Raw genomic sequence first — 14421 nt, 5'->3', positions numbered from 1 at the left:
GCGATTGCCGCGCATACTCTGCGCCCCGTGCGCTGCGCGGCCGTTTGCGGCCCTGCGCGCATGGGAGACGGAGCGATCCGTGTCCTTCCTTTCGCCCAGTGCAGATGCCGGTCAGCGTTGTTTCCTGTCCCAGGCTCCCGCCCCACCCCGCACACCGCGCGCGCCGCCTGAGCCCGCGCGCATGCCGAGATGCCGGCGGCGCCCGCTTCTCCGCTCCCGATCGCGCGATCGGGCACTGCCCCAGGCCTCCCCGCCCCTGGTCTAGACCAACCACTCGCAATGGCGGTGCCGTCGCGCATGCCGGGGCTGACATGCGGCGGCGGGTCCGGCGCGCCGGGTCGCGCTGCGAGGCATGCGCATGAGCGCCCGCCACCAGATGCACGGCATGGGCACGCAGACCGTGGTCGCCGACTGGCCGCCGCTGTCCGACGGCGAGGTGGAGGCGCTGCTGCAGCAGTACGCCCTGCGCGGTCACCTGCGCGGACTGCGCTGGCATAGTCCGCGCCCGTTCTCGGCGGCGGCCGAGGTCGAGACCGGCGTCGGCACGCTGTTCGTCAAGCGCCACCACCGCCGCGTGCGCGATCTGCATGCCTTGGGCGAGGAGCACGCCTTCATCGCCCATCTGCGCGCGCAGGGCGTGCCGGTGCCGGAGGTGCTGCGCGATCGCGACGGCGCCAGCGCCGTGCGGCGCGGCCACTGGACCTACGAGGTGATGCGCGCTGGCGCGGGCGAAGACCGCTATCGCGAGGCGATGTCGTGGACGCCCTTCGCCGACACCGCCCATGCCGCCGCCGCCGGCCACGCGCTGGCCGCGCTGCACCGCGCCGCCGCCGGCTACGCCGCGCCGCCGCGCAGCAGCACCGTGCTGGTCGCCAACCTGCGCCTGTTCGCCCAGCCGCAGCCGCTGCAGGCGCTGCAACAGGACATGGTACGGCGCCCGGCGCTGGCCGCATGGCTGCAGCAGCGCGACTGGCAGGGCGACCTGCGCGCGCACCTGCTGCCCTGGCACGCACAGGCCTGGCCGCTGCTGCAGACGCCGCCGCCGGCGCTGTGGACCCATGGCGACTGGCACGCATCCAACCTGCTGTGGCGCGGCCACGGCGCCGCCAGCACGGTCAGCGCGGTGTTCGATTTCGGCCTGTCCGACCGCACCTTCGCCCTGTTCGACCTGGCCACCGCGATCGAGCGCAACCTGATCCCGTGGCTGCAACTGGACGACGGCGACACCGCCGTCGCCGACCTCGACCAGCTCGATGCGCTGCTGCACGGCTACGCCACGCTGCTGCCGCTGGACGCGGCGCACCTGCGCCTGCTGGCCGCGCTGCTGCCACTGGTGCATGCCGATTTCGCGCTCAGCGAGATCGAGTACTTCGCCGGCATCACCGGCTCGGAGGCGCACGCCGACATCGCCTACCGCCGCTACCTGCTCGGCCACGCCGCCTGGTTCGGCGAGGGCGAAGGCCAGCGGCTGTTGCGACATCTACAGCGGCGTGCCGCGGCCGCGCCATGAACCGTCGCATCCACCCCGACACATCCGCCGTCACGCCTGCCGCGCACGCACCGCGCGACGCTGCCGCTTCCCACTTTCGTTTCGTTTGCCCGAGGTCGTTCCGCATGCTTCCAACCCGCCGTTTCCCCGCTCCGCACGCCCTCGCGCTGGCACTGGCCACCGCCCTGCCGTTGCCGGCCCTGGCCGCCGACGATGCGGCGCCGTCCGCCAGCACGCAGACCCCGGTCGAACTGGACGCGGTCAACGTGCAGGGCCGCCAGCAGCACAACCGCAGCAGCCTGAGCGGCTATGGCGATGCGCCGCTGCTGGACACGCCGATGGCGATCGCCACCATCGACCGCAGCCAGTTGTCCGACCGCCAGGTCCGCGTGCTCAGCGAGGTGCTGCGCGCCGACGCCGCAGTCGGCGATAGCTATGCGCCGATCGGCTACTACGAGAATTTCCTGGTCCGTGGCTATTCGCTGGATGCGGCCAACAGCTACCGCATCAACGGCCTGACCATCGCCGGCGAGCAGAACGTGGCGCTGGAGAACAAGGAGCAGGTGCAGGTGCTCAAGGGCCTGTCCGGGGTGCTGTCGGGCATCACCACCCCGGCCGGGGTGATCGACTACCAGACCAAGCGCCCGCAGCACGTGCGCAGCCTGGTGCTGAGCGGCGACGACGACGGCAGCCGCGGTGCGGCGGTGGACCTGGGCGACTGGTTCGGCAGCGAGCGCCAGTTCGGCCTGCGCGTCAACGCCGCGCACGAGACCCTGCGCAGCTATGTCGATCACGCCGATGGTCACCGCAACTTCCTGTCGCTGGCCGCGGACTGGAACATCGATCCGCAATCGACCCTGCAACTGGACGTGGAATACCAGGACCGCCAGCAGCGCTCGGTGCCGGGCTATCAGTTGCTCGGCGGCACGCAGTTGCCGAGCGGGGTGTCGGTGCATCGCCTGCTCGCCTACCAGCCGTGGTCCAGGCCGGTGGGCATCGAGGCGCTGAACGCGCAGGCGCGCTACACGTACCGCTTCAGCGACGCCTGGAATCTGCAAGTCGCCGCATCGCACAGCCGCGCGCTGATCGACGATTACTCCAGCTTCGCCTGGGGCTGCTACGGCGCGGCCAGTTGCGCCGGCGACGCGGTACCCAACCATTTCAGCCGCGAAGGCGACTACGACATCTACGACTACCGCAGCCCCGCCGACAGCCGCCGCAACGACGAACTGCAGGCGATCGCCAGCGGCAGCGCCAGCACCGGCGTGCTGCAGCACCAGGTGCAGGTCGGCGTCGACTATCTGCATCGCACCATCGACCGCCACGGCTCGATCAACGAGATGATCGGCAGCGGCAACATCGACGCCGACCCGCCGCTGCTGGCGCCGGCCGATGCCACGCTCGGCCCCAAGCGCCGGCGCCTGGACAGCGAACAGACCGCGCTGCTGGCCAGCGACCGCATCGGCATCGGCGATGCCTGGCAACTGCTGCTGAGCGCGCGCCAGGTGCGCTACGACGAACGCGCCTGGGACCGTGATGGCATGCTGACCCGGCGCACGCGCCGCTCGGTGCTGCTGCCGCAGGCAGCGCTGCTGTTCAAGCTGCAGCCGTCGCTGTCGCTGTACGCCAGCTTCGCCAAGAGCCTAGCGCCGGGCGGCACCGCGCCGTGGTTCGCCAGCAACGCCGACAGCATCCTCGCGCCGACCAGCGCCTACCAGCGCGAGGCCGGCCTGAAGTACGAGCGCGACGGCGTGACCCTGGGCGCGGCGCTGTTCGACATGCGCCAGGCGGACCAGTACGCGCAGCCGCAGGCCGACGGCAGCTTCCTGTTCGTGCAGCAGGGCCGCCTGCACAACCGCGGCATCGAACTGTCTGCCGCCGGCACGCTCGGCGCCGGCCTGCACCTGCAGGCCAGCGTCGCCGGCATCCGCGCGCGCGCCGAGGACATCGGCACGCCGAGCGACGAAGGCCATCAGGCGCTGAACGTGCCGCGCTTGCGCGCCAGCGCCCAGGCCAGCTGGGACGTGCCCGGCGTCAGCGGCCTGGCGCTGCTGGGCGGCGCGCAGTACAGCGGCGCCAAGTACGCCGACCGCAGCGGCCAGGTCGCCGTCGGCGGCTACAGCGTCTATAACCTCGGCGCCCGCTACACCACGCGCCTGGGCGCGGTGCCGACCACGCTGCGACTGAGCGTGGACAACCTCACCGACAAGCGCTACTGGCGCGACGTCGGCGCCTACGAAGGCGACGATTATCTGTTCCTGGGTGCGCCGCGGACGGCGCGGCTGGCGGTGCAGTTCGAGTTTTGAGGAGCGGGGATTGGGGATTCGGGATTGGGGATTGGTTGAGGAGCTGGGAATGGGGAATCGAGAATTGGGATTGGTAAAAGCTAAAAGCGGAACATGGCGCGTCACCCGTGTAGGCGCGGCTTCAGGCGCGACGGGCTATTGCTGACGGGTCGCGGCTGAAGCCGCTCCTGCAAATACCCACGATCTCATGCGCTTGCGAACGTCCTGATCCAGATTTCCTGATCCACAATGATTTCATCCACTCTCGAACCCCATCCGCGCTGCGGGCCCTTGTAGGAGCGGCTTCAGCCGCGACGGGCTTTCCCGTTAACGCCTGTCGCGGCTGAAGCCGCTCCTACAACACGCGCGCAATGCACTGCGCTCGCGCACCACCCCCAATCCCGAATCCCCACTCCCCAATCCCGGCCTCCCAACCATGTCTCCCCTCGAGCTGCTCGCCGTGCTGGTCAATGTCCTGGGTGTGTGGCTGACCGCGCGGCGGGTGCGCTGGTGCTGGCCGGTCAACGTGGTGGCGGTGCTGCTCTACGCGTGGCTGTTCTATCAGTGGAAGCTGTATTCGGACATGCTGCTGCAGGGCCTGTACGTGATGCTGCAGGGCTACGGCTGGTGGCGCTGGAGCAAAGGACTGGGCGACGACGGCAAGGTCCAGGTCGGGCCGCTGCCGTGGGCCGAAGGCGTGCGTTCGGTCTTGGCCGGCGCCGCCGGCGCGGCGCTGCTGGGCTGGTGGATGCACCGGCACACCGATGCGGCGCTGCCGTGGCTGGATGCGGCGCTGTCGGCCTTCAGCGTGGTCGCCAGCGTGTGGGCCGCGCGCAAGCGCATCGCCAACTGGGGCCTGTGGATCGTGCTGGACTGCGTCTACGTTGGCGTGTTCGTGTACAAGGGGTTGTATCCCACTGCCGCGCTATATGCAGGATTCGTGGTGCTGGCGGTGTACGGCCTGCGCCTGTGGCAGGCGGATCTGCGTCGCGCGCGTGCCATCACTTGAGTGCGCGCAGTGACTTTCTTGGTCTAGCGACACAGCGCGAGCGAACGCAAGACGACCGGCGCGCGGGAATCGCGCAAACATCGGACGCCACATCGTCCGTATGCCTGCCGGCAGCGTAGTCTTGTAGGCCACGCTTCACCACGTCCAGAACGCCACATGAGCTTCCCCACTGCCGCCGCCGCCGGCTTCGCTCAACGCATCGCCGATGCGCTGCTGGCGCGCATCACCGCCGGCGAATGGCGCGCCGACCAGCGGCTGCCGGTGGAGCGCGAACTGGCCGCGTTGTTCGGTTGCACCCGCATCACCTTGCGCGAGGCCCTGCAGCAACTGGAATCGGATGGGCACATCTACCGCGAGAACCGTCGCGGCTGGTTCATCAGCGCGCCGCGGGTGCGTCACGATCCCAACAGCATCGCCGGCTTCATGCAGTACGTGGCCGCACAGGGCGGCGTCCCGCGCACCGAACTGCTCGCCGCGCAGCGCCAGCCGGCCGGCCCGGCGCTCGCCCGGCACCTGCAATTGGACGATCCCACGACCGAGGTGTTCGTGCTGCGCCGCCGCCGCTGGATCGGGCGCCGCGCGGTGCTGCTGGAGACCAATGCGATCCTCGCCGCGTGGGCACCACGCCTGCTCGACCACGACCTGGCCGGCTCGCTGAGCACGGTGCTGACCCAGCGCCTGGGCTTGCGCCAGGCGCGCAGCCGGCTGTCGATGTATCCGGCCACGCTCGATGCCGAGCAGGCCGCCCTGCTGCAATCCACCGCCGGCACGCCCTGCTTCCGCCTGCAACGCGTCAGCTACGATCCCGACGGACGTGCGGTGGAGTTCGACATCGAATCCTGGCGCCACGACGTGCTGGAAGTGTCGGTGGATGTCTACGCGCCACCGGAGTGAAGCCGACTCTGCATAGCGCTGCGGGGAATGGCTTGCGTGGCCAGCCGGGTCGTTCCCGCGTCACCACCAGAACCACAGGCGAAGATCGCCCCTGCCGATGCAGTGGTCTCCCCGCCCCTTCGAAATGCCGTCGATTCCGTCTCGCAGGGCTGCAAGCCAGGCCGCACCGATCTCAAGTGCGGCCGGCGCCAGATCCGCTGGAAACGACCACCGATCATCGATCGTCGAGAAGGTGAGCCGCAGCTTCTCCGGGGCGACCCACGCAGCGCGACCGCGCCGATTGTTTGGAACGGCAAGCTCGGCCCTGGTGGGCGCCGTGATCGCGATGACACGCGAACCGCCGCCATCGGTGGCCAACGCGTCGAGCAGCATCAACAGCGACTGGCACCCGGCCGCGTCTGCATTGAGATGCCAGCCGGGAAAGTTGCGCTCGTTCTCGAGATAACGCCACAGCGAGATGCGGCCGGTTTGCGTCCAGCGATGGGCAAGCCGCAGATCGGACGGCGACAGGCTACGCATCGAACAGCGCGCGCTGCGGATCCGGTGGCGGCAGCGTGTCGTACAGGCGCTGCAACTCCTCGCGGCAGGCGCGCAGCGGATCGTGCATCAGGAAGCCGGCCAGGCGCGCGTGCCAGGCCGGCCAGCGCGTGGCCAGCGCGTCCATGTCGCCGTCGGCGGCGCGGCCTTCGCCGCTACACGCGACATGCGCGGTCTCGCACAGCACGTTGCGCCAGCCGAGTCCGGCCATGCGCAGCGACAGGTCGGTCAGCGCCGCATACCAGGAGCCATAGCTGCTGGCGTCCAGGCCGCCGGCACGCTGCCGCGCCACCCCACGCAGCACCACCGCATGGCACACCGCCGACGGCAGTTCCGGATGCAGCGGCGGCAGCGCCGCGCAGGCCCGCGCCAGGCGCTCGGGATCCTCGGGCAATGGGTTGATCTCGCCCAGCCGCGGCCACGCGCAGGCTTCGCCGGCGTTGCTCCACGGCGTGGCGCTGGCGATGGCCGCATCGCGCGCCAGGCAGGCGCTCAACTGCAGCAGCCAGCCCGGCCCGGGTTGCGCGTCGGCGGCCAGCACCGCCACGTCGGCATCGCCGCAGGCGCGCAGCATCTCGTCCACATGCGCCACCTCGCCGAGCATGCGCGGCCGACGCGTGTAGTCGGCCTGCAGGCGCGTGTGCGCCAGCCAGGCCTCGATCACGCGGATGCCGCGCGGGCCGGCCTGCGCATCGTCGGCCAGCCACACGCGGGTGCCGGCCGGCGTGTTCGCTTCGAGCGCACCCAGGCAGGCGTCCAGCGCGACGTCGTCGACGCCGACCGCCAGCAGCACGATGGGCAGGCTCACCCGCTTACTTCTTGCCGCGTGCCGGCAGCGGCTCCATGGCCTTGAACTTCTGCCCGTACTCGTCGGTGAGATTGCGCGCTTCCTGCGGGTTGCGCACGATCGTCGGGGTCAACAGCACGATCACTTCGTTGCGGGTCTTCTGCTGGGTTTTCTGACCGAACAAGGCGCCGACCACAGGCAACTTGCTCAGATACGGCACACCGCTGCTGCCGTCGGTGGTGCTGTCGTTGATCAGGCCGGCGAGCATGATGGTGTCGCCGCTCTGCACCGCCGCCTCGGTCTTGACCCGACGGGTGTTGATATCGACATTACAGGCCGAGCTGTTGACGATGGTGGTGGAGGACGTGCATGCCGTCGGCCGCGCGCCCGGCGTACTGACCTCTTGCACGATGTCCAGGAACACCATGCCGTCCTTGGTGACCCGCGGACGCACCTTGAGGATCACGCCGGTGTCGATGTAGCTCACCGATGAGTAACTGGTGTCGGTCCCGATGCCGGTATTGATCGAGGTCGAATTGATCGGAATGCGCGTACCGACATTGAGCGTCGCCTCGGCGTTGTTGCGCACGAATACCGACGGCGTCTGCAGCAGCTTGAGGTTGGTGACCTTGTCCAGCGCGGTAATCACTGCGGCAGCATTGGTACCGAGGAAGGTCCAGCCGAGGCCACTGCTGCCGGTGATCTTGCCGGCGATATCGCCCCAGATCTTGCGACCCGCAGCACTGGGCAGGCCCGCTCCCGGGCCGAGGCCGGTGGTATTGGATACGGTGGAATCGGCAGAAGCGTTGACCGAGTTCTCGAAGAACCAATTGACGCCGTATTGCAGATCACCGGTCAAGCTGACCTCCGCCACCTGCGCCTCGATATGCACCTGCATCGGCATCACATCGAGCTTCTCGACCACGTCGCGGATCGAGCGCCAGGCCTGCGGGGTCGAGCGCACCAGCAGGGTGTTGGTTTCCTCCACCGCCGACACGCCGACCTTGTCGCCCTGCACTTCCAGGGTCACGCTGCCGTTGCCGGACGTGCGCGGCGACAGTTGCAGGCTGCCATTACCCAGGCCACCGCTGCTGCTGCCGGAAGAACTGCTGCTGCCCAGGCTGTCGCTGCTGCTGCCCAGGCTATTGCTCCCCAGACCGCTGCCGCCCAGGCTGCTGTCGCTGCCGTTGAAGCCGCCCAGGCCGCCGCCGTTCAACTGGCTCATCTGCGAGCCCGGCATCAGCGAGGCGTTGGAGTCGCCGCGGTTGCCGCCGCCGGCGCCGAACACTTCGGCCAGGCGGTCGGCCAGGTCCTTGGCCTTGATGTACTTGAGCTCGTAGGAGAACAGGCGCGCGCCGCCGCCGGCGCTGTCGATGCGGTCCAGCCACTCCTGGATCTGGTCCAGGTAGCGCGCCTGCGGGGTGATCACCAGCACCGCGTTGGCGTTCTCCAGCGGCATGAAGCGGAACATGCCGGCGCTGGGGGTCTTGCTGTTCTCGCCAAACACCTTCTCCAGGTCCGCCGCGACCTGCTCGGCCTTGCCGGACTGGATCGGGAACACGCCCACCGACATGCCCGACAGCCAGTCGACGTCGAAGATCTGCACGGTGCGCAGGTAGTTCTCCAGCTCGGCACGGGTGCCGCCCAGGGTGATGACGTTGCGCGAACTGTCGATGCCGACGATGGCGTTCGGCCGCGCGTAGGGCTCGAGCACCTTCTTCATCTCGCTGGCGGAGATGTACTTCAGCGGCACCACGCGCACCTCGAAACCGCGCGCATTGGCCGGCGAGGCGGTGCTCGGCGCCACCGTGCCGGCCAGGGCCTGGTCGGCGGGGACGATGTTGTAGCGGCCGCCGCTGTAGACCATGCGCGCGTTGTTCCAGCCCAGCACCATCTCCAGCAGGTTCAGCGCCTGCGCCGGCGATACCGGCTTGGGCGTGGCCAGGGTCACCGTGCCCTGCACGCCCGGCGCGATCACGTAGTTCTGCCCGAGCATGTCGCCGAGGATGGCCTTGACCACCGCCTGCAGCGATTCGCCCTCGAAGTTGAAGGTGGCGCTGCCGCTGCTGGCGTTGCCCAGCGACGGCGCCGGCGCCGCGGCGGCCGCGGAATTGATCATGGTGCCGCTGCCGCGGCGGATCACCGGGGTGGCGCGCTCGGGCAAGGCATTGGGATCGGCCGGGCCGCCTTCGCCGTCGGTCTGGGTGCTGCCGGCCGCGCCGACCTGGGGATTGATCGCGGCGCCGCGGCGGACGTCCGGCGAGGGCGTGGTGGCGCAGCCGGCCACCAGGCCGATGGCGAGGAACAGGGAAAACAGACGCGGCGTCATGCGATCACTCTTCAAGGGTTCTGACCTGAGGGGTTGTTCTGGCGCTGTTGCTGCAATTGCCGGCGGCGCGCTTCGATCCGCTCGCGGATGGCCTGCAACTGCTCCGACGAGGGGGCCGGCGAGGACGGCGGCGGCGCGCTCGGGGTCGGCGCCTGGTTCGGCACCGGGTTGGACGCGGAGGGAGTCTGCGGTCGCGGCGCGTTGGCGTTGGACTGGCCATTGGGCGCGGACGCCGGCGGCGGCATCTGCCCCTGCGCAGCGGCGCGTCCGGCCTGGCCGAGCACGGTCGGCGGTTGCCCGCCCTTGCCGTCGAACACCTTCAATTCCAGGGTTTGGGTGCCGCCGGAACCGCTGACCGTGGCCTGCCGCGGCGACAGCGACAGCAGCCGCCAGCCCTGCACGGCGTCGCCGCCTTCCTTCAGGCGCAGCGATTCGCCCTGCTCGGTGGTCAGCGTCGCCATCTTGAAGCGGTCGGTGAGCAGCACGCCGGTCAGGCGCACGTTGGGCGCGGCGGCCTGGCCGTTGTCGGCGCTGAGGAAGAACGGATGCGGACGGCGATCCTCGGCAAATATCGGCCGCGCCGCGATCTCGCCGTACTGCGAGAAATCGCCCAGACGCTGCGTGGTGGCCGCGGGCAAGCCCGGCAGCCGCTGCAGCATCGACGGATCGTCGGGCAGCGGCGCCACGCGCTCGCCGAGCCCGCCCAGGCCCAGCGCCCAGACCAGCAGCCCCCACAGCGCCAGCGTGCCCAGCCACACGGTGCGCAGGCCCATCGCTTCAATTCGCATGACGGCCCTCCACCTGTTGTGGCAGGTCCGCCGGTGCGGCATTGGCGGCACCGGGCGCACCCGGCGGGTTGGTCGCGCCGGGCGTGCCCGGTGGTGGCGGCGGCGGCGGCGTGGACGCCGGTTCGCTCGGCCCGGCGCCGGCGGAACCGCCGGCGTTCATCACCGGCGTGGCGGCGGCGGGTGCCGTCGCGGCAGACGGGTCGGAAGCGGCGGACGCCGCCGGCGGCGCCGGCATCGCGTTCGGGCGCAGGTAGCCGGCCAGTTCGAAGGCCACGTCCAGGCCGTTGCCGCTCTCGCCCGGCGAGAGCTGGTAGCGCTGCGCCATCACGTTGAGGTTGTCGATGAACAGCGCCGGCGTGCCGCTCTCCAGCGCATGCAGCACCGCCGCCAGTTCCGGCGTGCCGCAGCGCAGGCGCACTTGCACCGCGACCCGGGTGAAGCGATCGCTGCGGTTGTCGGCGGCCAGCGGCGAGCGGTTGCTGATCGCGCAACTGCGGTTGCCGGGACTGGCCGTGGCCACCGCGCTTTCCAGGCGCTGCACCAGGCCGGCCGAGGCCAGCTCGGCCGAGGTCTCGCGCAGGAAGCCCGGGCGCGTGGCCAGTTCGCGCTGCGCCTGCTGCAGCCGTTGCGCCACCTGCGGCGCCTGCTGCAACTGCATGCGCACGCGCAGTTCGCGCTGCTGCAGTTCCTGGATCTGCGCATCGACCTCGCGCATCGGCACGGTCCACCACGGATGCACCAGCACCAGGTAGCCCAGCGCCAGCGCCGCCAGCAGCAGGCCCAGCGCCAGCCAGCGGTCGCGCTTATCGACCTGCACCGGCATCGGCGGCCTCCTTGCGCTTGGTGCCGGCCAGCTCGGCGGTGAGGGTGAAGCGGTCGCGGTGGCTGCCCGGGTCGGCCTGCAGCACGCCGGTCAGCGACGGCGTGCGCCACAGCGGCGAGCCTTCCAGGCGCCCGACCAGCGACGAGGCTTCGCTGCTGAGGCCGATCAACTGCAACTGGTTACCCTCGATCGAGAACTTCTCCAGATAGGTGCCCTCCGGCAGGCGCTTGCTCAGCTCGTTCCAGACCTCCACCGAGGCCGGACGCTCGGCGCGCAACTGGTCGAAGAACGCGGCGCCCTCGACCAGATCGAGCAGTTGCTGGCGCTGCGCGGCCACGGCGCGTGCGCGCTGCGCGCCGCTGTCCACCTGCGTGCGCAGGTGCTCCAGCGCATCGCGGCGATTGTCCAGCAACTGCCAGCCGGCCGCGCACAGCGCCAGCAGCGCGGTAGCGGCAAGGATCGCGTTCCAGCGCCGCATCGGGTCGGCGCGGCGGTGGCGCTGTTCCTGCGGCAGCAGGTTCACTCCCAGCGGCGCGCCGTCGCTGCCGGCGACGTCGATGCCGGCCAGGGTCGGGCGCAGCGCACCGGCGCTGGCCTGCAGGTCGTCCAGCACGCGGCGCGGCGCCACCACCAGTTCGGCATCGAGCTGGGCGTCGTCGCGGCGGCCGTCGGCGCGCACGTCGTAGATGACCTGGTCGGCCTGGAACGGGGTCTGCCGGTCGATCTCGAACTTCACCACCTCGCGCAGGTGCTCGGCCGCCGCCGCCGGCAGCCGCAGCCGGCGTTGCAGCGCCGCCTCGGCCGGCAGCAGCCACACCCGCGGCAGCGCCGCCAGGCGCGGCCCCAGCAGCGCCTCCAGTTCGGCGGGCAGCAGCGGCCACGGCAGCGCCAGCGGCGCGCCCAGCTCGGACTCGACCTGCCGCGCCAGCATCAGCTGCTCGCCCTCGCGCCACAGCAGCAGCCGCGCCTGCGACCAGCCCAGCTGCAGTTGCCAGCGCGGCGGCAGCCACGCCATCAGCGAGCGCTGCCACCAGGCCAGCAGCCCGCCCGCACCGGGGGCGATGCGTACGCCAAGTTTGTCCATCGTGTCGCGCCACGCCGTCATCGCACCGTCGTTCCTTCTTCCCAACGCAACACAGTGTAGGCGGAGCCCGGCAGCGCCGACGAGCCTGGGCGCACCACCGCGCGCAACACGCCCTCGCGGCCATTGCCCAGCCGCGCCCGGCTTTCGATGCTGTAGGTGCCGCCACCGCCCATGCCGACCATGCCGAGCTGGGTCTGGTCGGTGCGTTCGCGCTGCGCCAGCACCTGCTGCGCGTCCAGGCCCAGCGCGGTCAGCACCGGCCCCGGCGCGAAGTCCGGCGTCGGCCGCGACACCCCGCCGTACAGGGTCAGGTTGGGCAGCAGCTTGGCGTACAGCTCCGGGTCCATGCCCAGCACCAGTTGCAGCTCGGCCAGGCTTTCGAACGGCGCATCCTTGGCGCCGTAGGGCAGGCCGGCCGCGGCGTAGTCCGGATCCTCGGCGCCGTTGGGCTGGGTCAGGTTGTCCGGGTCGCGCCAGTCCACGATGGCCGCGGCGATGCGCTCGGCGCGCTGCGGATCCTCGCCGACCGCGCGCACCAGCGCCGCCAGCAGCGGCGCATCGGCCATGTTTAGATCGACCTTGCCGCTTTCGTCGGTGACCCGCAGGTCGACCGTGGCCCCTTCGTACTGCCAGCGGTAGCGGCGGCCGTCGGCACGCCAGCCCGGCTGCGTGGGGGTGCCGGCGAGCCGGGTCAGCGCGTATTCCAGGCCGGCGCGGGCGCGCTCCTGCGCCTCGGCGCCGTCGCCCAGCACCTTGCCCTGCAGGTTCTCGGTGCGCGCGGTCAGTGCGAAGGCGCCGATCAGCGCGGTCAGCAGCGCGATCAGCCACAGCACCAGCACCAGCGCGGCACCGCGGTGGCGATGCGTCGCGCTCATTGCCGCATCTCCGCGCCGCCGGCCTGGCGCAGCGCCACCACCAGCGGCGGCCACGCCGTGCCGTCGCCGCTGCGCAGCTCGATCGAGACCAGCAGCGGCAGCGTGTCGGTGCGCTCCCAGCGCTCCTGCCAGGGGCCGATGGTGCCGCGCTCCGGATCCAGGCCGCGGTAGCGGAAGCGCACCTCGCGCAGGTCGCGCGCCAGCGGTTCGGGCGGGCGCGGCGGGGTCTCGGCCAGTTGCTTGCCGGCCTGCACCTGCACCAGCGCGATCGCCAGTTGCCGATGGTCGCCCTCGCCGCTGACCCGCAGGTCGTGCAGGTAGGGGCCGCCGCGGCCGAGGTACTCGGGCAGATCGGCCACGAACTGCATGCGCTGCGGTTCGCCGACGAAACGCACCGGCTGCAGCGTATGCGTGTCGATATCCAGCGGCAGCGACTGCGCGCCGCTCAGGCGCCGGCGCAGGAAGCCTTCGACCGCGCGCATGCGTTCGCTGCGTCCGGCGATCGCCTCGCCACGGCCGCTGATCGCCATCGCCGAGCGCAGCGTGGCGAAGGCCAGGGTCAGGCCGCCGACCAGCAGCACCGTGGCCAGCAGCACCTCGATCAGGGTGAAGCCGCGCGCGCTGGCGCGCTGCGGCGCGCGTGCGTTCATTGCGGCACCCCGTTGCCTTGCGGGGCGACCAGGCGCAGGGTCTTCCACTGCAGCGCCTGCGCCGGCGCATCGCCCCAGCGCACCTGCAGGCTCAGTTGCAGCAGGGTCGGTGCGCCCGGCGTCACCGCCGCATCGGGCGGCCGCCGCGGATCCGTGTAGGGCGCCACGTCCAGGGTCCAGCGGTAGCGGCCCTGGTCCAGGGTGCCCTGGCTGCGCCCGGGCTGCAGCGGCTGCTCCACGCCCTGTGCCGCCAGCAGCGACTGCGCGTACAGGGTGGCGCGGCTCACTTGGTCGGCGCGCTGCACCTGGCGCGCGGCGCCGGACAGCGAGCCGAGCAGCAGGGTCAGCGCCAGCGCCAGCAGCGCGAACGCCACGATCACCTCGATCAGCGTGTAGCCGCGCTGGCGGTTCATGAACCCGCCTGCTCCGGCGCACGCCCGACCGTGACTTCGCCGGTCAGCCAGGTCACGTCGATGCGCCAGCGCGCCTGACGCGCCTGCAGCTCGATGCGTCCACCGCTGGAGGCGCCGTCCTCGAAGAACTGGATCGCGCCCTCCCCTTCGCGGCGCTGCGCCTGGCGCGCGCCGGTGAAGCGGATCGTCAGCGACGGCGGGATCTCGCCGTGGCGGCCGTTGGGCGCCTGCCAGCGGTGCGCCTGCGGATCGATCAGGAACCGCTGCGGCTGGCCGCTGGCGATCGCCTGGGTGCGGGTGTAGCGCAGTTGCGAGGCGATCTCCTTGGCCGCCGAGCGCAGGCGCATGCCGTCGATGCCGCCGGTCAGCACCGAGGCCGCCAGCAGCGCGGCGATCGCGATCAGGCCCACCACCAGCAGCATCTCCAGCAACGAGACGCCGCGCATGCGCGCACGCGC

At 71.1% G+C, this 14421-nt stretch carries 13 protein-coding genes and 1 pseudogene; 4 read left to right on the top strand and 10 right to left on the bottom strand.

Annotated elements, in window-relative coordinates:
• Positions 1–358: 358 nt before the first annotated feature.
• The 4 genes from RAB71_RS03905 (at position 359) to RAB71_RS03890 (ending at position 5677) form a co-directional block, all read left to right on the top strand.
• Positions 359–1510: a phosphotransferase enzyme family protein gene (locus RAB71_RS03905; protein ID WP_010343607.1), complete on the top strand. Its 1152-nt coding sequence runs from the start codon at positions 359–361 to the stop codon at positions 1508–1510.
• Between the two features lie 104 nt (positions 1511–1614).
• Positions 1615–3795, top strand: coding sequence for a TonB-dependent siderophore receptor (locus tag RAB71_RS03900; RefSeq protein ID WP_010343606.1), 2181 nt, complete (start codon positions 1615–1617; stop codon positions 3793–3795).
• 415 nt (positions 3796–4210) lie between these two features.
• Positions 4211–4783, top strand: coding sequence for a nicotinamide riboside transporter PnuC (pnuC, locus tag RAB71_RS03895; protein ID WP_010343605.1), 573 nt, complete (start codon positions 4211–4213; stop codon positions 4781–4783).
• A gap of 156 nt (positions 4784–4939) precedes the next feature.
• Positions 4940–5677, top strand: a complete 738-nt coding sequence (locus RAB71_RS03890; protein WP_010343604.1) for a UTRA domain-containing protein — start codon at positions 4940–4942, stop codon at positions 5675–5677.
• Positions 5678–5737: 60 nt separating this feature from the next.
• Here RAB71_RS03890 and RAB71_RS03885 read toward each other — a convergent pair whose 3' ends face one another.
• The 10 genes and pseudogenes from RAB71_RS03885 to RAB71_RS03840 all read right to left on the bottom strand — a co-directional run bounded on the left by RAB71_RS03885 (position 5738) and on the right by RAB71_RS03840 (position 14409).
• Positions 5738–6196, bottom strand: a complete 459-nt coding sequence (locus tag RAB71_RS03885) for a hypothetical protein (RefSeq protein ID WP_010343603.1) — start codon at positions 6194–6196, stop codon at positions 5738–5740.
• Positions 6189–7022 (bottom strand): hypothetical protein, encoded by an 834-nt coding sequence (locus tag RAB71_RS03880; RefSeq protein ID WP_010343602.1) that lies wholly within the window; start codon positions 7020–7022, stop codon positions 6189–6191. The genes RAB71_RS03885 and RAB71_RS03880 overlap by 8 nt, the downstream gene beginning before the upstream one ends.
• A 4-nt stretch (positions 7023–7026) precedes the next feature.
• Positions 7027–9330: a type II secretion system secretin GspD gene (gene gspD, locus RAB71_RS03875; RefSeq protein ID WP_010343601.1), complete on the bottom strand. Its 2304-nt coding sequence runs from the start codon at positions 9328–9330 to the stop codon at positions 7027–7029.
• An 11-nt stretch (positions 9331–9341) separates the two neighbouring features.
• Entirely contained in the window at positions 9342–10118 is a 777-nt protein-coding gene (gene xpsN, locus RAB71_RS03870) for a type II secretion system protein XpsN (RefSeq protein ID WP_029562180.1), read from the bottom strand.
• Between the two features lie 178 nt (positions 10119–10296).
• A pseudogene (gspM, locus tag RAB71_RS03865) lies at positions 10297–10941 on the bottom strand (type II secretion system protein GspM); the annotation flags it as partial.
• Positions 10922–12046, bottom strand: coding sequence for a PilN domain-containing protein (locus tag RAB71_RS03860; RefSeq protein WP_104609552.1), 1125 nt, complete (start codon positions 12044–12046; stop codon positions 10922–10924). The pseudogene gspM and the gene RAB71_RS03860, both read right to left, overlap by 20 nt.
• Positions 12043–12900 carry a general secretion pathway protein GspK gene (locus tag RAB71_RS03855; RefSeq protein ID WP_010343596.1) on the bottom strand — a complete coding sequence of 286 codons (858 nt, stop codon included), beginning with the start codon at positions 12898–12900 and terminating at the stop codon, positions 12043–12045. Before RAB71_RS03855 ends, RAB71_RS03860 begins: the two co-directional genes overlap by 4 nt.
• On the bottom strand, positions 12897–13550 hold the full coding sequence (locus tag RAB71_RS03850; RefSeq protein WP_010343595.1) for a type II secretion system protein J: 654 nt from the start codon (positions 13548–13550) through the stop codon (positions 12897–12899). Before RAB71_RS03850 ends, RAB71_RS03855 begins: the two co-directional genes overlap by 4 nt.
• Positions 13547–13963: a prepilin-type N-terminal cleavage/methylation domain-containing protein gene (locus tag RAB71_RS03845; protein WP_010343594.1), complete on the bottom strand. Its 417-nt coding sequence runs from the start codon at positions 13961–13963 to the stop codon at positions 13547–13549. Before RAB71_RS03845 ends, RAB71_RS03850 begins: the two co-directional genes overlap by 4 nt.
• Entirely contained in the window at positions 13960–14409 is a 450-nt protein-coding gene (locus RAB71_RS03840; RefSeq protein WP_029562178.1) for a GspH/FimT family pseudopilin, read from the bottom strand. Before RAB71_RS03840 ends, RAB71_RS03845 begins: the two co-directional genes overlap by 4 nt.
• Between the last annotated feature and the right edge of the window lie 12 nt (positions 14410–14421).

It is taken from the genome of Xanthomonas sacchari (genome assembly GCF_040529065.1).
Classification (GTDB): Bacteria; Pseudomonadota; Gammaproteobacteria; order Xanthomonadales; family Xanthomonadaceae; genus Xanthomonas_A; species Xanthomonas_A sacchari.
Note: the sequence above shows the minus strand (reverse complement) of the source record. Positions and strands in the feature narration are given on the sequence as shown.